At 70.0% G+C, this 23,128-nt stretch carries 19 protein-coding genes; 6 read left to right on the top strand and 13 right to left on the bottom strand.

Annotated features, from left to right (window positions below; translation table 11 throughout):
• Positions 1 to 19: 19 nt before the first annotated feature.
• From ABC337_RS00820 to ABC337_RS00830, 3 genes are all read right to left on the bottom strand, one after another.
• Entirely contained in the window at positions 20 to 2,830 is a 2,811-nt protein-coding gene (locus ABC337_RS00820; protein ID WP_412882748.1) for an aconitate hydratase, read from the bottom strand.
• Positions 2,831 to 3,009: 179 nt separating this feature from the next.
• Entirely contained in the window at positions 3,010 to 4,389 is a 1,380-nt protein-coding gene (locus tag ABC337_RS00825; RefSeq protein WP_412882747.1) for a class I SAM-dependent RNA methyltransferase, read from the bottom strand.
• A complete protein-coding gene (locus ABC337_RS00830; protein ID WP_412882746.1) occupies positions 4,386 to 6,362 on the bottom strand; it encodes an APC family permease in 1,977 nt (658 codons plus the stop codon). Before ABC337_RS00830 ends, ABC337_RS00825 begins: the two co-directional genes overlap by 4 nt.
• A gap of 117 nt (positions 6,363 to 6,479) precedes the next feature.
• On the opposite strand from ABC337_RS00830, the gene ABC337_RS00835 reads away from it, so the two are divergent.
• A complete protein-coding gene (locus ABC337_RS00835) occupies positions 6,480 to 7,151 on the top strand; it encodes a potassium channel family protein (RefSeq protein WP_290258111.1) in 672 nt (223 codons plus the stop codon).
• Positions 7,152 to 7,928 (top strand): potassium channel family protein, encoded by a 777-nt coding sequence (locus tag ABC337_RS00840; protein WP_412882745.1) that lies wholly within the window; start codon positions 7,152 to 7,154, stop codon positions 7,926 to 7,928.
• Between the two features lie 91 nt (positions 7,929 to 8,019).
• Here the strand turns inward: ABC337_RS00840 and ABC337_RS00845 are convergent, their stop codons facing one another.
• The 4 genes from ABC337_RS00845 to dut all read right to left on the bottom strand — a co-directional run bounded on the left by ABC337_RS00845 (position 8,020) and on the right by dut (position 10,469).
• On the bottom strand, positions 8,020 to 8,793 hold the full coding sequence (locus ABC337_RS00845) for a DUF3159 domain-containing protein (protein ID WP_412882744.1): 774 nt from the start codon (positions 8,791 to 8,793) through the stop codon (positions 8,020 to 8,022).
• Positions 8,794 to 8,795: 2 nt separating this feature from the next.
• Positions 8,796 to 9,185: a hypothetical protein gene (locus ABC337_RS00850; RefSeq protein ID WP_412882743.1), complete on the bottom strand. Its 390-nt coding sequence runs from the start codon at positions 9,183 to 9,185 to the stop codon at positions 8,796 to 8,798.
• A complete protein-coding gene (locus tag ABC337_RS00855) occupies positions 9,178 to 9,882 on the bottom strand; it encodes a DUF3710 domain-containing protein (RefSeq protein WP_412882742.1) in 705 nt (234 codons plus the stop codon). Before ABC337_RS00855 ends, ABC337_RS00850 begins: the two co-directional genes overlap by 8 nt.
• Before the next feature lie 92 nt (positions 9,883 to 9,974).
• Positions 9,975 to 10,469 (bottom strand): dUTP diphosphatase, encoded by a 495-nt coding sequence (gene dut / locus ABC337_RS00860; RefSeq protein ID WP_412882741.1) that lies wholly within the window; start codon positions 10,467 to 10,469, stop codon positions 9,975 to 9,977.
• A 142-nt stretch (positions 10,470 to 10,611) separates the two neighbouring features.
• Here dut and ABC337_RS00865 point away from each other — a divergent pair, with 142 nt between their 5' ends.
• Positions 10,612 to 11,097, top strand: a complete 486-nt coding sequence (locus ABC337_RS00865) for a DUF3093 domain-containing protein (RefSeq protein ID WP_412882740.1) — start codon at positions 10,612 to 10,614, stop codon at positions 11,095 to 11,097.
• A 69-nt stretch (positions 11,098 to 11,166) separates the two neighbouring features.
• Here ABC337_RS00865 and ABC337_RS00870 read toward each other — a convergent pair whose 3' ends face one another.
• The gene (locus tag ABC337_RS00870; RefSeq protein ID WP_290258119.1) at positions 11,167 to 11,466 is read right to left on the bottom strand and encodes a DUF4193 domain-containing protein; all 300 of its coding nucleotides are present in this window, start codon (positions 11,464 to 11,466) and stop codon (positions 11,167 to 11,169) included.
• Positions 11,467 to 11,812: 346 nt separating this feature from the next.
• Here ABC337_RS00870 and sepH point away from each other — a divergent pair, with 346 nt between their 5' ends.
• Positions 11,813 to 13,366 (top strand): septation protein SepH, encoded by a 1,554-nt coding sequence (gene sepH / locus ABC337_RS00875; RefSeq protein ID WP_412882739.1) that lies wholly within the window; start codon positions 11,813 to 11,815, stop codon positions 13,364 to 13,366.
• A 41-nt stretch (positions 13,367 to 13,407) separates the two neighbouring features.
• Here sepH and ABC337_RS00880 read toward each other — a convergent pair whose 3' ends face one another.
• The 3 genes from ABC337_RS00880 to ABC337_RS00890 form a co-directional block, all read right to left on the bottom strand.
• The gene (locus tag ABC337_RS00880; protein ID WP_412882738.1) at positions 13,408 to 14,658 is read right to left on the bottom strand and encodes an alkaline phosphatase family protein; all 1,251 of its coding nucleotides are present in this window, start codon (positions 14,656 to 14,658) and stop codon (positions 13,408 to 13,410) included.
• Between the two features lies 1 nt (position 14,659).
• Positions 14,660 to 15,403, bottom strand: coding sequence for a DUF5998 family protein (locus ABC337_RS00885; RefSeq protein ID WP_290258122.1), 744 nt, complete (start codon positions 15,401 to 15,403; stop codon positions 14,660 to 14,662).
• Between the two features lie 80 nt (positions 15,404 to 15,483).
• On the bottom strand, positions 15,484 to 18,174 hold the full coding sequence (locus ABC337_RS00890) for a bifunctional acetate--CoA ligase family protein/GNAT family N-acetyltransferase (RefSeq protein ID WP_412882737.1): 2,691 nt from the start codon (positions 18,172 to 18,174) through the stop codon (positions 15,484 to 15,486).
• Positions 18,175 to 18,241: 67 nt separating this feature from the next.
• Here ABC337_RS00890 and ABC337_RS00895 point away from each other — a divergent pair, with 67 nt between their 5' ends.
• Both ABC337_RS00895 and ABC337_RS00900 read left to right on the top strand, forming a co-directional pair.
• Entirely contained in the window at positions 18,242 to 20,773 is a 2,532-nt protein-coding gene (locus ABC337_RS00895) for a DNA gyrase/topoisomerase IV subunit A (RefSeq protein ID WP_412882736.1), read from the top strand.
• A 68-nt stretch (positions 20,774 to 20,841) separates the two neighbouring features.
• Positions 20,842 to 21,360: a DinB family protein gene (locus ABC337_RS00900; RefSeq protein ID WP_412882735.1), complete on the top strand. Its 519-nt coding sequence runs from the start codon at positions 20,842 to 20,844 to the stop codon at positions 21,358 to 21,360.
• A gap of 166 nt (positions 21,361 to 21,526) precedes the next feature.
• Here ABC337_RS00900 and ABC337_RS00905 read toward each other — a convergent pair whose 3' ends face one another.
• Positions 21,527 to 21,910, bottom strand: coding sequence for a VOC family protein (locus ABC337_RS00905; RefSeq protein ID WP_412882734.1), 384 nt, complete (start codon positions 21,908 to 21,910; stop codon positions 21,527 to 21,529).
• 56 nt (positions 21,911 to 21,966) lie between these two features.
• A complete protein-coding gene (locus ABC337_RS00910; protein ID WP_412883253.1) occupies positions 21,967 to 23,040 on the bottom strand; it encodes a GNAT family N-acetyltransferase in 1,074 nt (357 codons plus the stop codon).
• Positions 23,041 to 23,128 lie beyond the last annotated feature (88 nt).

The following is a 23,128-nucleotide window of genomic DNA, read 5'->3' on the forward strand; positions in this document are numbered from 1 at the left end:
CCGGGTTTACCACGGGGCCCTACGCCGAGATCTGGCGCAGCACGTACTGCAGGATGCCGCCGTTGCGGTAGTAGTCGGCTTCACCCGGGGTATCGATGCGGAGGACCGCGTCGAAGCTCGTGGTGGTGCCGTCTTCTGCCGTGGCGGTGACCTTGAGGGTCTTCGGCGTGGTGCCTTCGTTGAGGGCGGTGACGCCCTCGACGGAGAAGGACTCGGTGCCGGTCAGGCCCAGGCTGGCGGCGTTCTGGCCGGCCGGGTACTGCAGCGGCAGGACGCCCATGCCAATGAGGTTGGAGCGGTGGATGCGCTCGTAGCTCTCAGCGATGACGGCCTTGACGCCCAGCAGCGCGGTGCCCTTGGCGGCCCAGTCACGGGACGAACCGGAGCCGTACTCCTTGCCTGCCAGGACGACCAGCGGGGTGCCGGCGGCCTGGTAGTTCTGGGCGGCGTCGTACACGGCGGCCTGCGGGCCATCGGCCTGCGTGAAGTCGCGGGTGAAGCCACCCTCGACGCCGTCGAGCAGCTGGTTCTTGATCCGGATGTTGGCGAAGGTGCCGCGGATCATGACCTCGTGGTTGCCACGGCGGGAACCGTAGGAGTTGAAGTCCTTGCGCTCGACACCGTGCTCCAGCAGGTACTTACCGGCCGGGGTGTCCGACTTGAAGGAACCGGCCGGGGAGATGTGGTCGGTGGTCACCGAGTCACCGAGCTTGAGCAGCACGCGGGCTCCGCTGATGTCCTGGACCGGCTCCGGCTGGGCCTTCATGCCCTCGAAGTACGGGGGCTTCCGGACGTAGGTGGAGTCCTGGTCCCAGGCGAAGGTGTCGCCGGCGGGGGTGTCGAGGGCCTTCCAGCGCTCGTCGCCTTCGAAGACGCCTTCGTAGCCGCGGGCAAACATGCCCTTGTCGATCGAGGAGTCGATGGTCTCCTGGACCTCGGACGGGTTCGGCCAGATGTCCTTGAGGAAGACGTCGTTGCCGGCTTCGTCCTGGCCCAGCGGGTCGTTCTCGAAGTCGAAGTCCATGGTGCCGGCCAGGGCGTAGGCAATAACCAGCGGCGGGGATGCCAGGTAGTTCATCTTCACGTCCGGGTTGATCCGGCCTTCGAAGTTGCGGTTACCGGAAAGCACGGCGGTGACGGAGAGGTCGTTGGCCTGGATGGCCTCGGAGATCTCGGCGTCCAGCGGGCCGGAGTTGCCGATGCAGGTCGCGCAGCCGTAGCCGACGATGTAGAAGCCGAGCTTCTCCAGGTACGGGGTCAGGCCCGACTTGTTGTAGTAGTCGGTGACGACCTTCGAGCCCGGGGCGACGGAGGTCTTGACCCACGGCTTGGCGGTGAGGCCCTTTTCGACGGCGTTGCGGGCCAGCAGTGCGGCGGCCAGCATCACGGACGGGTTGGACGTGTTGGTGCAGGAGGTGATCGAGGCGATCGACACCGCGCCGTGATCCAGCTCGAACTCGCGGCCGTCGGCGGTCTTGACCGCCACGGTCTTGGACGGGCGGCCGTTGGCCTTCGGTCCGTGCGAGTGCGGGGCCTCCTCGGTGAGGTGGCTGGCGCTGGCGGTGAACGACGGCGCGTCCGAGGCCGGGAAGCTCTCATCGATCGCTTCGTCCAGGCTGCCGTCGGCCAGGTCGACCTTGACGTAGTTGCGCAGGTCCTCGCGGAACTGTGCCTTGGACTCGGAGAGGATGATGCGGTCTTGCGGGCGCTTCGGGCCGGAGATCGACGGGACGACCGTCGACAGGTCCAGTTCGAGGTACTCGGAGAACTGGATCTCGCGGGACGGGTCGTGCCAGAGGCCCTGTTCCTTGGCGTAGGCCTCGACCAGGGCGACGTTCTCGTCCGCCCGGCCGGTGAGGCGCAGGTAGTCGAGGGTGACGTCGTCGATCGGGAACATCGCGGCGGTGGAACCGAACTCGGGGCTCATGTTGCCGATCGTGGCGCGGTTGGCCAGCGGCACGGCCGCGACACCCTCGCCGTAGAACTCGACGAACTTGCCGACCACGCCGTGCTGGCGCAGCATCTCGGTGATGGTGAGCACCACGTCGGTGGCGGTGGCGCCGGCCGGGATGGAGCCGGTCAGCTTGAAGCCGACGACGCGCGGGATCAGCATGGAGACGGGCTGGCCGAGCATGGCTGCCTCGGCCTCGATGCCGCCGACGCCCCAGCCGAGCACGCCCAGGCCGTTGACCATGGTGGTGTGGGAGTCGGTGCCGACGCAGGTGTCCGGGTAGGCGCGCAGGGTGCCGTCAACCTCGCGGGTCATGACGGTGCGGGCCAGGTATTCGATGTTGACCTGGTGCACGATGCCGGTTCCCGGCGGGACGACCTTGAAGTCGTCGAACGCGGTCTGGCCCCACCGGAGGAACTGGTACCGCTCGCCGTTGCGCTGGTACTCGATCTCCATGTTGCGCTCCAGTGCGCCGGAGTTGCCGAAGGCGTCGATCTGCACGGAGTGGTCGATGACCAGTTCGGCCGGTGCCAGCGGGTTCACCCGGGTGGGGTCGCCGCCGAGGTCCTTGACGGCCTCGCGCATGGTGGCGAGGTCGACAACGCAGGGCACGCCGGTGAAATCCTGCATGATCACGCGCGCCGGCGTGAACTGGATTTCAGTGTCGGGCTCGGCGTTGGGATCCCAGCCGGCCAGGGCGCGGACGTGGTCGGCCGTGATGTTGGCGCCGTCCTCGGTCCTCAACAGGTTTTCAAGCAACACCTTGAGGCTGAACGGAAGGCTGTCTGCGCCTTCGACGGAGTTCAACCGGAAAATCTCGTATTCGGTACCGGCTACATTAAGTTTGCCTTTTGCACCGAAGCTGTCCACAATGCTCATCGCAGGACTCCTCTCGCAACTGTTTCATCTTTGTCGCGCCGCAGACCCCTAAGCTAGTTAGGCAAGCCTAACCAGCTGCCGGACAAGCCGGCCGGGACGGTCCGGAGCGGGATGTTCTCCGCGGGACCGTCGGGAAACGGGGTGCTGAGCCCGCGCGACGTCGGACTACTCCGCCCATCCTAGTGGTCCGGGCCCCCGGGAGTCAGCAACGCCACCGTCTCCAGGTGGTGCGTATGCGGGTACAGGTCGAGCCCGCGTAGGGACCTCAGTGCCCAGCCCCGCTGCTGGAAGTAGCCGACGTCGCGGGCGAACGACGCCGGGTCGCAGGAGACGTAGGCGATCGCGCGCGGCGCGGAGTCCACCAGCTGGCTGACCACGGCCTTGCCGGCGCCGGCCCGGGGCGGATCAAGGATCAGCGCGTCGAAGCTGCGCGGTTTCTGCCGCAGCACCCGTTCGACCTTGCCCTGGACGATTTCTACCTGCGGGGCGTGGTGCAGGTTCTTGCGGGCGTCCCTGCTGGTGCCGGGCGATCCTTCGACGGACAGCACGGAGCCGGTGACACCGACGGCGTCGGCCAGCGCGGCGGTGAAGAGTCCGGCACCGGCGTACAGGTCCGCCACGGCCGAGCCGGGGGCGAGGTACCCGCCGTCGTGCAGGGCCTCCTTGACCGCGCCCACCAGTGTTTCGGGGGCGTGGCGGTGGATCTGCCAGAAGCCGTCGCCGGTGACGCGGAAGTCGTGGCCGGCGGCGGTTTCCTGCACCCAGGTGCGGCCGCGCAGCTGGGTGACCTCACCGGTGGCGGGATCCAGCCGGGCGACGGAGACCGTCTCCGGGAGGCGGGCCGCGATGGCGGCGACCCGCTGCGGGCGGGTGCCGGGTGCGGGGACCAGCAGCACCAGTGGCCGGGAGCCGTTGGCCGGGGCCGCGACCTCGATCCGTTCGATGCCCTGCAGATCGTGGTCCCAGAGGCGGAGGTCGTTGATGCCGTCCACGGCCAGCGGCATCTCGCGGACGGCGAGGACGGCGTCGGAACGGTAGGCGTGCATGCCCAGCTGGCCGGACGGGGTCATCGCGAAGCCGGTGCGGGTGCGCCAGCCTAGGCCCGGCGCCGCCGAGGTCGCGTCCTCCCCCACCGCCTCGACGCGGCCGGCGCCCGGGAGGCCGGCCAGGGCGTGGGTGTCGATGCCGGCGAGGCGGTGCAGCTGCTCGGCCAGCACCTCGGCCTTCAGCCGGCGCTGGCGGGGCAGGGAGATGTGGCCCAGTTCGGCCCCGCCCACCGGCGGGTGGCCGTGGGCCCAGGCGCGGCGCGCGTCAGCGGCGTGCCAGAAGTGCTCCACCCGGTCCTCGGAGGCCTCGAGCACCTCGATGACGTCGCCGCGCCAGAACTTGGCGCCCTCGGCGTCGTCGGTGAGCCTGATGCGGACCTTCTCCCCCGGGATGCCGTGCCGGACGAAGATGACCCGGCCCTCGTGCCGGGCCACGGCGTGGCCGCCGTGGGCCACCCGGCCGACGTCGACGACCAGTTCGGTGGCGGCGGGGGTCCGGGGGTCGGTGCTCATTGAATATCCTGCAGTCTCTTGGCTTCTTCGGACGATTTCAGCTGCCACGGCACGCTGGCGACCATCACTCCGGGTTCGAAGTGCAGCCGGGTCTTGATCCGCAGGGCGGTCTGGTTGTGCACCAGCTGCTCCCACCACTTGCCCACCACATACTCCGGGATGTACACCACGATCAGGTCACGGGGTGAGTCCCGGCGCATGTTCTTGATGTACTCCATGATGGGCGTGACCGTCTCGCGGAACGGGCTGGCCAGCACCGTGATGGGCACCGGGATGTCCAGCTTCTCCCAGTCCGCGAGGGTCTGCTCGGTCTCCTCCGGGCTGATGTCCACGGTGATGGCGTCCAGCCGGGAGGGCCGGGACGCGCGGGCGTAGGCCAGGGCGCGGAGCACGGGCTTGCGGACGTGGGAGACCAGCAGCACGGCGTGGACGCGGGTCGGCAGGGCGCGCGGCGAGGAGTCCTCGTCCACGGCGAGTTCCTTGGCGACGTTGTCATAGTGCGCCCGGATGCTCCACATGATCAGGAACAGGATGAACATGGCCAGCAGGGCGATCCAGGCGCCCTGTTCGAACTTCGTGATCAGCACGATCACCAGCACCAGGCCGGTCATGCCGAAGCCGATGGTGTTGATGGTGCGGGACTTGAGCATCCGCAGCTTCGCGGCCGGGTCCTTGGCGAGCTTCAGCTCGCGGCCCCAGTGCCGGATCATGCCGAGCTGGCTGAGGGTGAAGGAGATGAAGACGCCCACGATGTAGAGCTGGATCAGCTTGGTGACGTCGGCGTTGAAGGAGATGATCAGTACCAGCGCGCCGGCGGCGAGGGCGAGTACGCCGTTGCTGAAGGCCAGCCGGTCGCCGCGGGTGCGGAGCTGGCGGGGTAGGTAGCCGTCCTGGGCCAGGATGGAGCCGAGCACCGGGAAGCCGTTGAACGCCGTGTTGGAGGCGAAGACGAGGATGACGCCGGTGGCGGCCACCACGATGTAGAACGGGATGGAACCGGCGCCGAAGACGGTCTGCGCGATCTGGCTGATCGCCGGGTTCTGGATATAGCCCTCGTCCACGGGCTGGCCGTTGAGCAGGAACTCCTTGGCCGGGTCCTGCACGATGTGCACCTTGGTGGCGTTGGCCAGGTAGATGATGCCGGCCAGCATGGACGCCGCGATGACGCCGAGGAGCAGCAGCGTGGTGGCGGCGTTCTTGCTCTTGGGCTTCTTGAAGTTGGGTACGCCGTTGCTGATCGCTTCGACGCCGGTGAGGGCGGCGGCGCCGGAGGAGAAGGCCCGCAGCAGCAGGAACGCGCCGGTCAGGCCCACCAGGCCCTCGTCGAAGCCGGGCGCCGGGACAATCTGGAACTCGGCGGACGGCGCCTGGCCCAGCTGGCCGGTGACGGCCTGGAAGACGCCGACGGCGGTCATGCCGAGGATGGAGACCATGAAGATATAGGTGGGGACGGCGAAGACGCTACCGGCCTCGCGGATGCCGCGAAGATTCACCAGGGCCAGGATCACGACGCCGATGGTGGCGATCGCGGCCTGCTGGCCGTGCAGCGAGGGCACGGCAGTGGTCAGGTACGCCGCGGCCGAGGACATGGACACCGCAACGGTCAGGACGTAGTCCACCAGCAGGGCCGAGGCCACGGTCAGGCCCGCGTACTTGCCGAGGTTCTCGTTGGCGATCTCGTAGTCGCCGCCGCCGGAGGGGTACGCGTGGACGTTCTGCCGGTAGGAGGCCACCACCGTCAGCAGCACCACCATCACCGCCAGGCCCACCCACGGCGAGAAAGCCACCGCGCTGACGCCGGCCAGGGCCAGGGTCAGCAGGATTTCGTCCGGGGCGTACGCCACCGAGGACAGCGCGTCCGAGGCGAAGATCGGAAGCGCGATCCGCTTCGGCAGCAACGTGTGGGCCAGACGGTCGTTGCGGAAGGGACGCCCCACCAGCACCCGCTTCACGGCATTGAAAATTGTCAGCACCAGACAAAGTTAGTCTGATTCGCACCCGATGTCATGGCGGCCGGGGCGCGGCTGCCGGGCCCCGGTGGCCGGTAGAGTTTACGCAGCAACGTGAGACAGACGCTTTAGGAGGCACATGTGGCGCACTTCGTGATCATGGGTTGCGGCCGGGTGGGTGCCACCCTGGCGCACACCCTTGAGGACGCCGGCCACTCGGTCGCCATCATCGACCAGGACGACCGTGCCTTCCGGAGGCTCCGCACCGGCTTCACCGGCCGTAAGGTCACCGGCGTCGGCTTTGACCGCGAAACGCTCAAGCGCGCCGGCGTCGAGGAGGCCTACGCCTTCGCCGCCGTCTCCAGCGGTGACAACTCCAACATCCTGGCCACCCGCGTGGCCCGGGAAACTTTCCACGTCCCGCACGTGGTGGCCCGCATCTACGACCCGGGCCGGGCTGAGATCTACCAGCGCCTGGGCATCCCCACGGTCGCCGCCGTGCGCTGGAGCGCCGACCAGGTGCTGCGCCGGATCCTGCCCGAGCAGCACCTCGCCGGTGACTTCCGCGACCCCTCCGGCCGTCTGGTGCTGGCCGAGGTGGACCTCGACGCCGGCTGGGTCGGCCACCCGCTGACCGCCATTGAGAAGGCCGCGGACATCCGCATCGCCTACCTCACCCGCTTCGGCGAGGGGATGCTCCCGACGCCCGGCATGTCGCTGCAGGACGGCGACACCGTCCACGCCATGCTCAGCGTGGACCGCACCTCCGAGGTGGCCCACATCCTCGCCAAATCCCCCGCCAAGGAGTCCTAAGTGAAGGTCGTCATCGTCGGTGCCGGCAGCGTCGGTTCCTCGATTGCCCGCGAACTGCTCTCGCACAAGCACGAAATTCTGCTGATCGACCTCAAGCCGGAGGTGATCGGCCGCAGCGGCCTGCGCGGCGCGCACTGGCTGGTGGGCGACGCCTGCGAGCTCAGCACCCTCAAGGACGCCCGCCTGGAGGACGCCGACGTCGTCGTCTCCGCCACCGGCGACGACAAGGTCAACCTGGTGGTCTCGCTGCTGGCCAAGACCGAGTTCGGCGTGGGCCGCACCGTGGGCCGGGTGAACAACCCGAAGAACGACTGGATGTTCGACGATTCCTGGGGCGTCGACGTCGCGGTCAACACCCCGCAGCTGATGACGGCGCTGGTGGAGGAGGCCGTGGAGATCGGCGACCTGGTCCGGCTGCTGACGCTGCAGACCGGCGTCTCCTCGCTGGTGGAATTCACCGTGCCGCACGATTCGCACGTGATCGGCCTGACGGTGGGCGCCATTGAATGGCCCGAGGACGCGACCCTGGTGGCAATCCTCCGCGACCAGGCCCCCATTACCCCCAGCCGGGACGACGTCATCGACGGCGGCGACGAGCTGTTCTTCGTCACCACAATCGCCGCGGAGGACGAGCTGCGGGCCCTGCTCTCGGCCCCGGATGCCGGCGAAGGCGACGCCGCTGCGGATGCCGCAGCCGGGTCCGGCGATGGGTCCGACGGCCGCTCCGGCCAGCCCGCGCACAGCCACGCCATCGAAGACGACGGCTTCGACGGCTAGGCCCCTAACCGCCTACGGGCCGACCGCGGGCCGACCCAACTAACTCGCAGCTGAGGCCGTTATGAGCATTCATAACGGCCTCAGCTGCGAGCTAGTTGGGTTCCGCGGAAGTCTCGGTCGCGGGGGCGGCGGGCCGGGTCAGGAGCCAGGCGACCCAGAGGCCCAGGATGTAGAGCGGGGCGCCCATCAGCAGCCGGGTAGTGGCGAGGGCGGCGAGGCCCTGCTCCCCCATGTAGTACAGCGGCACCTGGACCAGCAGGCGCAGGGCCAGAACCGTGATGATCACCCAGGTGCCGATCCGGTAGGCCTTCACGCGGGCCGGGTCCTTGCGCCAGTGCAGTCCCTCGTTGCGGATGAAGCCGAACAGCAGCCCGGCGATCGGCCAGCGGACGGCGATCGAGATGCTCATCGCCACGATGTAGCCCAGGTTGGTGAAGAAGCCCAGGACGTAGAAGTCCTCGGCCTTGCCCGTGGTGTTGGCCAGCCAGGCGGAGAGGCCGACGCCGGCAATGCCGGCCAGCGCCTGGGTCAGCGGCTTGCGCTGGACAAGCCGGGCGACGGTGAAGGCGGCGGCGACGGCGAGGGCGGCCACCAGCGCCGGGGTCAGCTCCCGGGACACCGTGAAGACGATCAGGAAGACCAGGCCGGGCAGGATGCTCTCGGCCAGGCCCTGGACACCGCCGGCGCTTTTCAGCACGTCGATGTTGCCGTTGCTGGTGCGGTGCAGGCCCGCCTTCGCGGCGTAGTCCTCGGCGAGCTGGGCCGCGGTGGGCTGGGTGCCCGCGGGCTGCGACTCAGGGGGCCGGGTGGAACCGGGCTGGGATTCGCGCGGGCGGGGGTCCTGGAACGGGGAGGTCTCGGGCATGGTCAGTGTTCCTCCAGGCGGGACAGGATTTCGTAGCGCGGGTTGAACATGGTGGGCAGGCCGTCGCGGACGGTAACCATCCCCTCCAGCTTCAGCTCCAGTCCGGCGTGGACGCCCGGGATGCGCCGGCGGCCCAGCCACACCACGCGGAGCCGGTCCGCTGCCACCTGGCGTCGGCGACGGGCGGTGGGCGGTGCGGCGTCGGCCGTGACGCGGCGGGGCCTCGCCGCCGGGGCGTCGTGGTCCGTGATGATCGCTGTGAATGCCGCCACCTCGCCCGCGGGGGCGTAGGTGACGGATTCGATGAAGCCGCGGCAGAGGACGCGGCCGCGCTCGGGCAGGCCGCGGACCGGGACGGCGTCGGAGGACAGGCCTCCGGGGGCGTCACCCAATCTGGGTGGTCTCCGGTCCGCGTTCGGGCTGGTCCAGGGTGGGGCGTCCGGCCGGGCCGGGGGCCGTGGCGCTGGTGTCCTTGGGCAGGCGCAGCTGCAGCAGGTCCCGCGGCGGCATCGGGTTGTCCCCGCGCACCACGACGATCTTGCGGAACAGGTCCTCCAGGTCCCGGGAGGCTTCCCGGTCAATGGCCGCTTCCCCGCCGAGCACGCCGCGCAGGAACCAGCGCGGGCCGTCGACGCCGATGAAGCGGGCCACCCGGTAGCCCTCGCTGCCGTCGCCGGCGGGGAGCTTCGCGACGAGTTCGATGCCGAAGTGGCCCTCGATCTCCTCGACCTGGCCGCCCTGGCTTCCGACGGACTGGCCGATCTGCTCGCGGATCTCGTCCCACAGTCCTTCGGACCGGGGCGCCGCGAAGGCCTGCAGCTGCAGGCTGGAGCCCTCCAGGTCCATGGTCACGGCGACGACGCGCTGGGTGGCCTCCTCGACCTCAAGCCGCAGCTGCAGGTTCTCCCGCGGCGCGATCAGCAGGGCGCCGAGGTCGACGTAGCCGTCCTGGTTCTCAATCTCCGAGACGTCGTACGGGCCGGACCCGCGGACGGCCGTGTCCGCGGCGGCGTCGGCGCCGGTCTCCGGTGCCTCGACGGCCCCGCTCGGCTGTTCCTGCTTGGCTTTCCTGCCACGCCCAAAAACCATGGGGTTGTCTCCTTCGTAGTGTTCCGCCGCTGCTCGTCCGGGACGGACCGGGTGTGCCGGCCTGACGGGCCGGGCGGTGTAGCTGGGACCGGTCAGGCCTGCGTCGCGCCGAACCCGCCGGTGGAACCGAACCCGCCGGTGCCGCGGACCGAATCGCTGAGCTCCTGGACCGGAACGAACTCCGCGTGCTCCACACGCTGGATGACCATTTGGGCAATTCTATCGCCGCGCCGCAGCTCGATGGACTCGGAGCGGTCCGTGTTCAACAGGGTTACCGCAATTTCTCCGCGGTAGCCGGCGTCGACGGTGCCGGGGGCGTTCACCACGGTCAGGCCGTGCTTGGTGGCGAGGCCCGAGCGCGGGTGGATCAGCGCCACGTAGCCGACAGGCAACGCGATGGCGACACCGGTGGGCACCAGTTTCCGGTCGCCGGGTTCCAGGACGACGTCCTCGCGGGCGCGCAGGTCCGCGCCTGCGTCGCCGGGGTGCGCGTATGACGGCGGTTCCAACCCGTCGTCGAGCATCTTCAGCTGGACCGTCAGGGTAGGACCCTGGCCGGCGGGTGCGGGGGTTGTTTCTTCAGTCACAGTCCCCCACTGTAACGCCAGCGGAAAGGTTCGGCCTACCGAGGCGCCGGGCGGGATGATGCCTTGCGGGCCCGGGCGTCGGGGCACTCCCGGGACGTCCCGCCAAGGTGAAATAGCCCGGGAAAAGTGGAAAGCTGGCCTCATGCCCGAATCCAGCGCCGCTGTGCCTGCCTCCAACCAGACCCCCGACGAATCCACCGTCCTGTTCAGCGAAAAGCTGTGGCCGAGCTTCTGGATCTGGCTGGTGGCGGCGGGACTGTCGGCGGCCGGCATCCTGGTGTTCGCTCCGATCAGCATGACCGCGGGCATCACCGCGGCGGTGGTGCTGTTCGTGATCCTGGCCGTGCTGTTGATCGTCTCCACCCCGTCCCTTCAGGTCACCGCGGGAACCCTGCGCGTGGGCCGGGCGACGATCGAGCGCCGCTTCGTCGGCACCGTGGAGGCCTTCAAGGGCGGGGAGGCGACGGCGGAACGTGGCCCCCGGCTCAACGGGCTGGCCTTCATGTGCATCCGCGGCTGGATCGACCCGGTCGTGCGGATCGAGATCACCGACCCGATGGACCGCACACCGTACTGGCTGGCCTCGACCCGCCATCCCGCCGAGTTCGTCGCCGCGCTGAAGCGCTAATCCGCTGAGCTGCCAACCCCCGGACCCCTTAGCCGCTCATCCGCCGCCGGGGCGCTTCGAGGGGTTGCCTCAGCCCTCGCACTCCACGCAGTACTTCAGGCCGTCCTTTTCCCGGGCGATCTGGGAGCGGTGCCGGACCAAGAAACAGGACGCACAGGTGAATTCGTCCGCCTGGGCGGGCATCACCCGGACCAGCAGCTCCTCACCGGAGAGGTCCGCGCCGGGGAGCTCGTACCCCTCGGCCAGATCGGTCTCGTCCTCGTCCACCACCGCGGAGGGCTTCTCGGTCCGACGGGACTTCAGTTCCTCGATAGAGTCTTCGTTGAGGTCCTCTTCGCTCTTCCGCGGCGCGTCGTAGTCTGTCGCCATTACTTTTCGCTCACACTCCGCACTTGTTGGGGGTCGTCGCCGTCGCCGTCCGCCGGGGTCTTGCTCTTCCCCGGCCGGTCCGGGTCCGGTTCACCGGCGTCAACGCCGGACGGGTGTTTTTTGTGCCCGGCGTCGGGTCATTCTTGCCTACGCGGGTTCAGCGCGCCAGAGTCCGGCGGACGCGGTCGGGACGTGGGGTCCCGGGCGTTCACGCAATGCCGGCCGACGGGGCCCGTGAAGGGCGGAAAATGCCGGAAATTCGCGGCGCGCCCTCCCTCTTCACCGCTTTTGGTCCCCGGCAGTGGCAGAGTTTCGAGTGTTAGCAATGCCAGGGTGGAGGATTTGTATGCAGGATCTACGGCTTGTAGGCGTCCACGACGATGGAGAGCATCTCCTGTTCAGTGGCGCCGGCGGCGAGATGTTCCAGCTGCCGATCGATGAAACGCTTCGGGCTGCCGTGAACCGGCCCTCGAAGACTGCCCCGGGCCCGGCGCCGGAGCCCATAGCCATGTCCCCGCGGGATATCCAGGCCCGGATCCGGAGCGGCGCAACTGCCGCGGAGGTCGCCGAGCTCTCCGGCATGCCGCTGGCCAAGGTTGAGCGCTATGAAGGTCCGGTGCTGGCCGAGCGCGAATACGTCGCCCAGCAGGCGCGCCGGATCGAGGTTGCCTCCCCCACCGCGGGCCACGAGGGTTACCGCTCGCACTTCGGCGACCAGCCCGCCACCCTGGAGGAAATGGTCAGCCACCGGCTCCGCGCCTACGGCGTCGCGCCGGAGACCGTGGAATGGGACTCCTGGCGGCGCCCCGACGGACTGTGGAACGTGGTGGCAGCCTTCTCGCTGCCGGCCGGCGGCCACACCGCCATCGGCGAGGAACCGCCCGCCACGTGGACGTTCAGCCCGGCGCTGAAGTCCCTGCAGAACGCGAACCGCTGGGCGCAGCAGCTCAGCGAACTCGAGCCGATGGACGGGCCCGTCCCGTCCCGCCGACTCTCGGCCGTTTCCGACCGGCCCTTCGATTTCGAGACCGACGCCGAGGCCGCCGCGCGCACGGCGACGGCGCAGCTCAGCATCGTCCCCGCCGACAGGTCACTGCCCGGGGATTCCCGCCAGGACCGGGACAACGACGGACTGCTGGACATGCTCCGCTCCCGCCGCGGGCACCGGATCGGGGTGGACGAGGACGCGGATGACGCGCTGGCGCTCATGCTGAGCCAGGGCGTCCCGGCGGCCCACCCTCGGCCCTCCGAGGTCCCCGCCCCGGGCGATGCCTCCGACAGTGAAAGCGACACAGTCACCGCGTCCGACGCCGGTACCTCCGATGACGCCGACCTTCACACTCTCAACGGCAGCGGCACGGATGCCACCAGCGAGACGGAAGCCGCCGACGCCGACAAGACCGTCGAGCCGGAGACGTCCGCCACTCCGGTGCCCACGGCTGAGCCGCATTCCATTCCCGGGCCGGATGCCTTCACCCGCCGCCGCGATGCCCGGCCCTCGATGCTCTCACGGCTGACGCTGGCGCCGCGGCACGATGCCGCAGACGCCGGCGACGCGCTGCGTTTGCACGACGGGGTCAGCACGGAAACCCGGGAAATCACCATCGCGGCGTCGCAGCTGCGCCCGGTGCGCGGCAACGGCCAGGGGCCGACGTCGAGCCCTGGACTCGACGAACTGCTTGGCGGCGGAACCTCCCGGCGCGCGGCCCGGCCGGAGTCCCCCGAGCAGCCCCGCACCCCGGACAGCATCATCCCCGCCGGCAACCGCACTCCGGAACTGTCCCGGTCGGAGGCGCGGGCCGAGCGTGCAGCGGAGACGCCCGAACGCCAGCCGGCCAAACCCAAGCGCTCCAGCGTGCCCAGCTGGGACGACATCGTCTTCGGCACCCGCAGCGAGTAGCCACCGAGTGATCGACCTGTCGCCGGCCCCGCTACGGATTGTTAGCGGCGCCGGGCCTTGGGGCTGCCGGACTTGCCGGCGGCGCTGAAGCACAGCAGCGGGACTTCCCGCTCGGCCTTGGTCAGCGAGCCGTGCTGGCCCACCACCTCCAGCGCCCGCGCGGGGACCCGCCGGGTGTCATAAAGCGCCAGGGTGTCGCGGGCGGCAATCATCACGTCCCCGATCCGGGGCCCGACGGCGTCGCGCACGTCGCCAAACAGCCCCGCCGCAATGGCCTCCTCGCGGGTAAAAGCCCAGATCCGCTCGCCGAACCGCGCCCGCCAGGCCGCCACCAGCCGGTTGCTACCGGCCTCCCCCGCATCCTCCTCCAGGTAGAGGTGGACCATCCGGGGCTCGCCTGCGGTGTGCCGGACACCCTCAATCAGGGCCGGTTCGGCGGAGTAGTCCAGACGCTGGGACTCGGGCACGTCCACCATTCCGTGGTCGCCCGTGACCAGCACGGTGGTCCCCGGGGGCAGTGTCGAGTTCAGCCGGCTGACGGTCGCGTCGAGCTCCTCCAGCTGGTGTTCCCACTGGGCCGATGCGGCACCATAGCGGTGGCCGGCTTTGTCCAGCTCGTGCACGTAGAAGTACATCAGCGCGGTCTCCGCCCCGGCCATCGCCTCGGCAGCGGCGGCGGTGCGCGCGTGCGCGGTGGTGCCCGCGATGAACCGGCCGCCGCGCAGGGCCGCCTGGGTCATGGCGGAGTCACTGAAGCGGGGCAGGGCGACGGTGCTGACGTCGGCGTGCTGCGCGGCGCGTTCGAACACGGTAGGCAACGGCTGCCAGCGGCGCGGGTCCACGCCGTCGTCCCAGTTGCTGAGCATGTTGACCACGCGGTCCTGGTCCGGATCCACGACGTCGTATCCCACCATGCCATGCTGGCCGGCGGAGCGGCCGGTGCCGAAGCTGGCCAGCGACGCCGCGGTGGTGGACGGGAAGGCTGCATCGACGCCGGCGGGGACCTCACCCTGCCCGGACTGGAGCACCGAGCGCAGGAACGGCGTGTGGGCGGCGCGCTGCTTCAGCAGCTGCCGGCCCAGGCCGTCGGCCAGGACCACGCAGACCCGCCGCGCCGGGGGCAGCGACAGCCGGTTCTCAAAGCCTGGCACACCGATGCTGGCCGCCGCGCTGCCGAAAACCTCGGCGATGGACTTCCTGCCGTAGGCCGGCGGCGAGGGCAAAGCTGGGCCGGTGGACAGGGCGGAGCCGCCCGAAACCGATGCGGAACCGGCGGTGCTGTCGGCGCCCATCTCAGCGCTGATGGCCGCGGCTCAGGCGGTTGGCGAAGACGCCGGCGCGGGAGCGCGGCGGCAGGGTGGAGACGCCGTGGCCGGCCGGGGCACCGGATCCGGTGTTCACGGCGCGCAGGGCGCGGGCGAAGAGCTTGGCGTCCTGGACCGCCTGGAGGCCGTCCGCCTCGGCGCTGATCCGCAGGACGATGTCCTCCTGGGCGATGGTACCGCTGTAACCGTGGTCCGCCTCGCACTGGGGGTCCCCGCAGCTGGCCGGGCCCATGTCCAGCCGCTGGCCACCCGACCAGGCGATGGAAAGCGTGAGTTCGCGGACCGGGTCCGAGGGCTTGTAATCCTGCGGCTGGGCGTAGATGTAACTGAGCACCACGGAGCGGATCTGGGCCACCGGGACGGACTCGGTGGAGACCTGGGCGACCATCTGCTCGCCGGCCTCGTCCAGCTGCTGGTCGTCCACGTGGGTGATGACCAGCATGTCCTCGGTAAGCACCAGCACGGTGATGTGGCGGCGGACCTCGGCCCGGTCGAAGTGGGTTTCGAGGTGCACCAGGTGGGAGACGCAGTCCCGCCCGTCGAGGGCATCGGCCACTACGTCGGCGACCAGCCGCGGGTAGAAGCCGGCCTGCTCCAGCGCATCCGTGAGGCTCTGTCCCTGCGCGCTGTGGTCGTGCAGGCCGGCGTGCGGCGCACCGTGGCGGGCGGAGAGGGAAGCCTGTGGCTGGGATGCTGGGGGCTGGGAGGTCATGGGTTCCATTTTCACAGATCGGCTAGTCACTTGCTAACCGCGGCGCCCCGATGTGGACAACGCCGGGGCGGTCCGGAGCCTCAGGCGCGCATGGCACGCCGGGCCGTGTCGGTGCGCTGGGCGGCGTTGGCGATCCGCACGTCGGCGGCGAGGATCACCGCCCCCTCGGTGCCCGCGAGGACCGGGTTGAACTCCACGAGGGCGATTTCCGGGTGGTTGTCCTTGAGCCGGGTGAGCCGGGCCGCGAGGTCCTCCAGCGCGGCAACGTCGACGGCGGGCAGCCCCTGGTAGCCGAAGAGCTTCCGCGAGGCCCGGGGTGAGCGGATGAAGTCGTGTACGTCCGAGCCGGAGAGCGGTGGCACGCGGTGCGCCCAGTCGTCCAGCAGGTTCACTGCGTCCCCGGCGAGGCCGAAGGAGACCACCGGTCCCAGCAGCGGGTCCTCGATGGCCCGGAAGGTGCACGCCTGGCCCACCGGCGCCATGGTCTGCACCTCCAGGGAGGGCGAGCCGTAGCGTTGCAGGGACCGGCGCATCTGGGCGATGTTGGCCCGCAGCGAGTCGGCGTCCTGGATGTCCAGCCGCACCCCGCCCAGGTCCAGCCGGTGCCGGAGCGCCGGGTCGGTGGTCTTGATCGCCACCGGCCAGCCGAGCCTCTCGGCCGCGGCGACGGCGTCGTCGTCGGTCTCGAACCCCGTCGAGGGCAGAACGTGGATGCCGTAGTGGCCCAGCAGCCGGTCCGCGGCGGCCGGGTCCAGCCGGACCAGCTGCTCACCGCCGACGGGACGCAGCAGTTCTTCGAGGTCGTGGTGCGCGGCGTCGGGGTCGCAGCCCTCGGGCTCGACGAAGAGGCCCTGGTCCCGGACCTTCCACTGGGCGTAGCGGACGACGGCGGCCAGGGCGGCGACGGCGGCGCCCGGGTTCGAGTAACAGGGCACGGGCGGGGCCTCGCCGGCGTCGCCCACCATGCCTTCGACGTAGATGGAGGGGTCCAGGATGCCGGTGAAGGCGGCCACCACGGGTTTGCCGGCGGCGGCCGAGCATTCGGCCAGCACGGCGCCGATCTTCTCCACGGTCAGGCCCCGGGCGGGCAGCAGCGCCACGACTACGGCGTGCACGTTCTCCAGCGTCAGGGTTTCCTGCAGGCTGCGGCGCAGCGCCGGGAGGGCGCGGGACATTCCGGTGTCCAGGTCGACGTCGGCGACGATCCGCTCGACGCCGAGCCCGGCGGCCTCGGCGCTGTCCGAGACCACCTTGCCGAGGGCCCGGGAGTTGCTGAATACGGCCACGCCGGGGCCCTGCGGCAGCGGCTGGCTGGAGACGATCTGGGCGACGTCCATGAGTTCCTCGATGGTCCCCACCCGGATCACGCCGGCCTGGCGCATCATGGCATCGAGCGCCTCCGGCGGCGCCTGCGTGGTCCGGACCGAGTGGCCGGGCGGCAGGTTCAGGCCCATCGCATCGGACTTGGCAACGATCACGGGCTTGGTGCGCGCCAGCCGGCGGGCCAGGCGGGAGAACTTGCGCGGGTTGCCGATCGATTCGAGGTAGAGCCCGACGGCGGTGGTGTCCGCATCGTCCTCCCAGAACTGCATCAGGTCGTTGCCGGAGACGTCGGCGCGGTTGCCGGCGGAGAGGAAGGTGGAGATCCCCACCCGGCGGCGGCTGGACGCGGCGTAGAGCGAGACGCCGATCGCCGCGGACTGGCTGAACAGTCCCAGGCCGCCGCGGCGGGCCAGCGAGGGGGCCATCGAGGCGTTGAGGGAGACGGCGGGGTTGGTGTTGACGATCCCGAGCGACGCCGGGCCGATCACCCGCATGCCGTTGGCCCGGGCCTGGCGGACCAGTTCCCGCTGCCGCGCCAGGCCGCGTTCGCCGTCGTCGGCGTAGCCGGCGGTGGCCACCACGATGCCCTTGACCCCGGCCTCGCCGCACTCCTGCACCACCTTGGGGACCTCGTCGTAGGGCACGGCGATGATAGCGAGCTTCACCGGGCCCGGCACCTCGGAGAGCCGGGCGAAGGAGAGCATGCCGGCCAGTTCCAGCGCCTCGGGGTTGATCGCATAGACCGGACCGGTGAAGCCGCCCTCGATGATGTGTTCAAGCAGCTGGTAGCCCACGGTCCCCCAGCGGCGGCTGGCGCCGATCACGGCGACCGAGTCGGGGGCCAGCAGCTCCTGGATGCTGCGGGCCTCGGCGCGGTGCTCGCGGGATTCCATCACGGCGCGGGACTTGTCCGTGGGGTCGATGTTGAATTCGAGGCTGACGACGCCGTCGTCGAAGTGCCGCTTGACGTCGTAGCCGGCGTCGGAGAAGACCATCAGCATCTTGCGGTTCTCCGGCAGCACCTCGGCACTGAACTTGCGGATGCCGTTTTCCCGGGCGGCGGCGGCGAGGTGTTCGAGCAGGATGGAGCCGATGCCGCGGCCCTGGTGGGCGTCGGCGATGTTGAAGGCCACCTCCGCCTCGGCCGGGTCATCGAGCCGGTCGTAGCGGCCGATGCCGATGATGTCGCCGCCGATGGTGATCACCAGCGCCACCCGGTCCTTGTAATCGACCTCGGTGAAGCGCTTGAGTTCCTTGCTGGAGAGCTTGGACTTGAAAGCGAAGAAGCGCATGTAGATGGACTTCTGCGACTGGCCGACGTGGAAGGCCTGCACGGCGTCGGAGTCGGCGGCGTGGATGGGCCGCAGGTGGGCAGTGCCGCCGTCGCGCAGCACGACATCGGCTTCCCAATGTTCCGGATATACGCCGTCCACGGGCTGATCCACCATAGGCTTAGCCTAGCCATAAACTTACGCAGCACCCGTTGAGCACCACGCAGAAGGACCCACCAGCCCCATGGCACGCCGCCAAACCACGCCCCCGGCAGGGGAAGCCCAGGATTATCACGAGAACATCGTCGACATCGATGTCACCTCCGAGATGGAAGGGTCCTTCCTGGAGTACGCCTACTCGGTGATCTACTCCCGGGCGCTCCCGGACGCCCGCGACGGCCTGAAGCCGGTGCAGCGGCGCATCCTCTACATGATGAGCGAGATGGGCCTGCGCCCGGACCGCGGCCACGTCAAGAGCGCCCGCGTGGTGGGCGAGGTGATGGGCAAGCTGCACCCGCACGGCGACACCGCCATCTACGACGCGATGGTCCGCATGGCGCAGGACTTCTCGCTGCGGCTGCCCCTGATCGACGGGCACGGCAACTTCGGTTCTCTCGACGATGGTCCGGCCGCGCCCCGGTACACGGAGGCCCGGCTCGCGGCGGCGGCGCTGACTCTGACCGACCACCTGGACGAGGACGTCGTCGACTTCGTCCCGAACTACGACAACCAGCTCACCCAGCCGGACGTGCTGCCGGCGGCGTTCCCGAACCTGCTGGTCAACGGCGCCACCGGCATCGCCGTCGGCATGGCCACCAATATGGCCCCGCACAACCTCGGCGAGGTCATCGCGGCGGCGCGGCACCTGATCGCGCACCCGGACGCCACGCTGGAGGACGTGATGAAGTTCGTCCCCGGCCCGGACCTGCCCACGGGCGGCCGGATCGTGGGCCTGGACGGCATCCGGGACGCCTACGCCACCGGCCGCGGCTCATTCAAGACCCGGGCGAAGGTCGACGTCGAGCAGCTCTCGGCCCGCCGCACCGGCCTGGTGGTCACAGAACTGCCATACATGGTGGGCCCGGAAAAGGTGATCGAGAAGATCAAGGACGCCGTCAACGGCAAAAAACTCTCGGGCATCAGCGACATCGTGGACCTCACCGACCGCAAGCACGGGCTGCGCCTGGTGATTGAGCTGAAGAACGGCTTCAACCCCAACGCCGTGCTGCAGCAGCTGTACCGCTACACGCCGATGGAGGACTCCTTCGGCATCAACAACGTCACCCTGGTGGACGGCCAGCCGCAGACCCTGGGCCTCCTTGAACTGCTCAGCGTCTACGTCACCCACCGCATCACCGTGGTCCGCCGGCGCACCGCGTTCCGGCTGGCGAAGAAGCAGGACCGGCTGCACCTGGTGGAGGGCCTGCTGATCGCGATCGTCGACATCGACGAGGTCATCCAGATCATCCGTTCCTCGGACGAGGCGGCCGCGGCCCGGACCCGGCTGATGTCCATCTACGACCTCTCCGAGATCCAGGCCAACTACATCCTGGAGCTGCGGCTGCGGCAGCTGACCAAGTACTCCCGGATCGAACTGGAGAAGGAACAGGACGAGCTGCGGCGCGAGATCGCCGAACTGCAGGCCATCCTGGACTCCCCGGAACTGCTGCGCGGCCTCGTCTCCGACGAGCTCGGCGGGATCGCGGAGAAGTACGGGACGCCGCGCCGGACGGTGCTGCTCGAATCCGAGGCCGTCTCCCCCACCCAGGCCGCCGCGGCCGCCGCCCCGGTCAAGGGCAAGGCCGCGCCGCTGGCCCTGGAGATCGCGGACGACCCGTGCTGGGCCATCCTCACAGTCTCCGGCCAGATTGCCCGGACCGCCAACCAGGACAGCCTGGCCGAGGCCGGACCGCGGGCCAAGCACGATGTCTTCCGCTCCGTGGTGAAGACCTCGGCCCGCGGTGAGATCGCCGCCATCACCTCCCAGGGACGGATGCTGCGGCTGCAGGTGGTGGACATGCCCGTTCTGCCGCCCACGAACGGCACGCCGAACATGGCCGGCGGCGTCCCCGCCAAGGACTTCATCACCCTGCTCAAGGGCGAGACGCTGGTGGCCTTCGCCCCGCTGGACCGGGTCCTGGCCATCGGCACCGCGCAGGGCGTGGTCAAGCGCGTCCAGCCGGACTACCCGCTGAACCGCGAGGACTGGGAGGTCATCGCGCTCAAGGACAAGGACACCGTGGTGGGCGTTGAGGCGGCCGACGGCGACGACGTCGACCTGGTCTTCATCACCCGGCAGGCCCAGCTGCTCCGCTTCGGCGCCTCCTCGGTCCGTCCGCAGGGCCGGACCGCCGGCGGCATGGCCGGGATCAAGCTGGCCGCCGGGGACCGGGTGCTGCACTTCGGCACCGCCCGCGCCGATGACGAGGCCGCCGTCGTGGTCACCATCGCCGGAACCGAGGGGGCCCTGCCGGGCACCGCCCCGGGCACCGCGAAGGTGACAGCACTCTCCGAATACCCTTCCAAGGGCCGCGGCACCGGCGGAGTCCGGGCGCATCGGTTCCTCAAGGGCGAGGACACGCTCCTGCTGGCTTGGGCGGGCCACGGCCCGGCCAAGGCGTCCTCGCTGGCCGGTGTGGCGCGCTCCCTTCCGGTGGAGCACGGCCGCCGGGACGGTTCGGGCATCCCGCTCTCCCAGGCCGTCGACGCGATCGGGCCGAGCATGGCGTGGTCCGAGGCCCCCTCCGGGGCCGCCCCGGCACCCGCGGAGGGCTGACACGGCCGGTCGCATCCGGGCCGCACTGAGCCACTTGGCGGACGGGCCGAGTCACTTAGACTGCTGGCATGCCTATCGTCCCGGACGCAAAAGACTGGACCTGGGTGCTCGGCACCCCCTGCCCCGAGTGCGGCTTCCAGGCCTCCGCCTGCTCGCCGTCCACGGCCCCGGACCACATTGCCGCCATGCTGCCACGCTGGCAGGCCGTCCTCCGGCGACCGGACGCGGCCGTGCGACCCGACGACGACACCTGGTCGCCGCTGGAGTACGCCTGCCACGTCCGCGACGTCTTTGCGCTCTTCAACCAGCGCCTCCACCTCATGCTCAGCCAGGATGATGCCCGCTTCGAGGACTGGGACCAGGACCGGACCGCGATCGAGCTGGATTACGCCGGAGCCGACCCGGCCACGGTGAGTGACGAGCTGACCGCCCGCGGTCAGGAGATCGCGGCGTCCTTCGCCGGTGTCCCGGAGGGCGACTGGGGCCGGAAGGGCACCCGCAGCAACGGCTCGGAGTTCACCGTGCTGACCTTTTCGCAGTACTTCCTGCACGACGTCGTCCATCATCTGCACGACGTGGCCGGCTAGCGCGGCTGGATCGCCGGCGGCACGGCCCGCGCCGGTCCGCACCTCGCCGCGCCCGTTTGCCGGAAACGGCGGGTGAGGGGCCGCCCGTAGCGACCCTTTGTGGGAAGCGGCGGGATTCAGGCCGGGATGTCCCGGCGCCGGAAGCCTACGACGGCGGAGGCAGGCGTCACGTGCCGGAGTTGAGGTTCAGGATGTTGCCCTCACTGTCCAGGAACCAGGCCGCGGAGTTGCCGTCCGGCAGGGTCGCGATGCCGTTCTCGGTTTTCAGGCCCGGGAAGTCGTAGTCCTCGAAGACCACGCCCTTTCCGCGCAGTTCTTCGACGGCGGCCGGCAGGTCCGGCACCATCCAGCCCATCTGCGTGTTCTTCGCGGACCCGGCGTTCGGCGTGAGGTAGAGCATGAATCTGGTCCCGGAGCCGCAGGTGTACTGCAGGTTGTCCTGGGCATCCTGGTTGTCAGGTTCGAGCCCGAGCTTGTCGCGGTAGAAATCGCGGGCGCGGGCGATATCCGCGGCCGGCAACACGGCGCCGACCGGCTGGTCTTTGAGCATGGTGATATCCCTTTCCAGGCCCTTCCCCCAGCTAAGATTTTACGCCTCCGCGGGGCTCAGAGCTCCTTGTCCCAGGCCATGCTGCGGTTGACGGCCCGGTATCCCAGCGCGGTGTAGAGCGCCAGGGCGCCGGTGGGGTTTTCGGAGTCGACGTCGAGCGAGGCCTTGTCCATACCCGCCGCGGCGAAGCGGCGCATCGCCTCGGCGAGCAGCGCCCGGGCGACGCCCCGGCCGCGGTAGTCCCGACGGACCCCGAGCAGATCCGTGTAGCCCTCGGTGAAGCCGCGTTCCACTGCGATGTCCGGGTCGTGGCTGGCCAGCTGGTAGCCCGCGACCCGGCCGTTCGCGGTGTCCAGGACGACGCAGCTCAGATCCGGCCGGGCCAAAGGGTCGTTCACGACGAAGCCCCAGGCTTCCTCGTCGCGCGGTTCGCTGCCCCAGTGGTCGCGGAAGGCGTCGTTGTGGGCCTGCCGCACCTCCTCGTGCAGCGCGGGACCGAAGTCGGCCAGCTCGAGCCCGCCGTCGAGGCGGTACCCGGGCGGTGGGTCCGCCAGGGGGCGGTGCATCTCGTTGTAGTAGCGGACCACCCGGTAGCCGTGCCGTTCGAAGAGACGGGCCTGGCGGGCGTGAGCTTCCTCGGAGTGGAGCCGCAGCCTGGGAACGGCCCGGCCGGGCGTCCGGGACGCTCCGTCGGCGGGGGTGTCGCCGGGGGCATGGTCCCGGACAACTCTGCCGTCGGCGCCGCCGTCGTCGGCAAAGCGCCGGCGGGTCCGCTCCTCCAGCCAGGCCAGGACGCCGCCGCCCACCCCGCTCCCCTGCCAGTCGGGATCCACGCAGCCGAACCCGTCGGCCTTCCCGCCGTCGGTGTTCTTGGTCAGCCGGCCGTAGGCACGCGCGGTTCCCTGCCCGTCGAAACCAAGGATGGTGTTCGCGGCGGCGGGGTTCTGCCGGGAGGACAGGATCTGCGCCAGGTCCTCGCGGCGTTCATACCAGACAGGGTGTTCGACGGCGGCGGTCCGGGCGATCAGCGCCGCCCAGGCGTCCAGGTCCCCGGGCCCTGCGGGGCGCCAGGACAGCCGGTTATCCAGGGCGTGGCGGGCGTCGACGGCGTCGCTGTCGTCATGGCTCATCATCGGGTCAGGCTATCCGACCCCTCGGGTCCGGCTCCAGGGGTCTCCGGCACCCGTCCGAGGGTCGGGTCATAGAGTAAGTACCCTG

It is taken from the genome of Arthrobacter phoenicis, assembly GCF_047238215.1.
Taxonomy (GTDB): Bacteria; Actinomycetota; Actinomycetes; order Actinomycetales; family Micrococcaceae; genus Arthrobacter.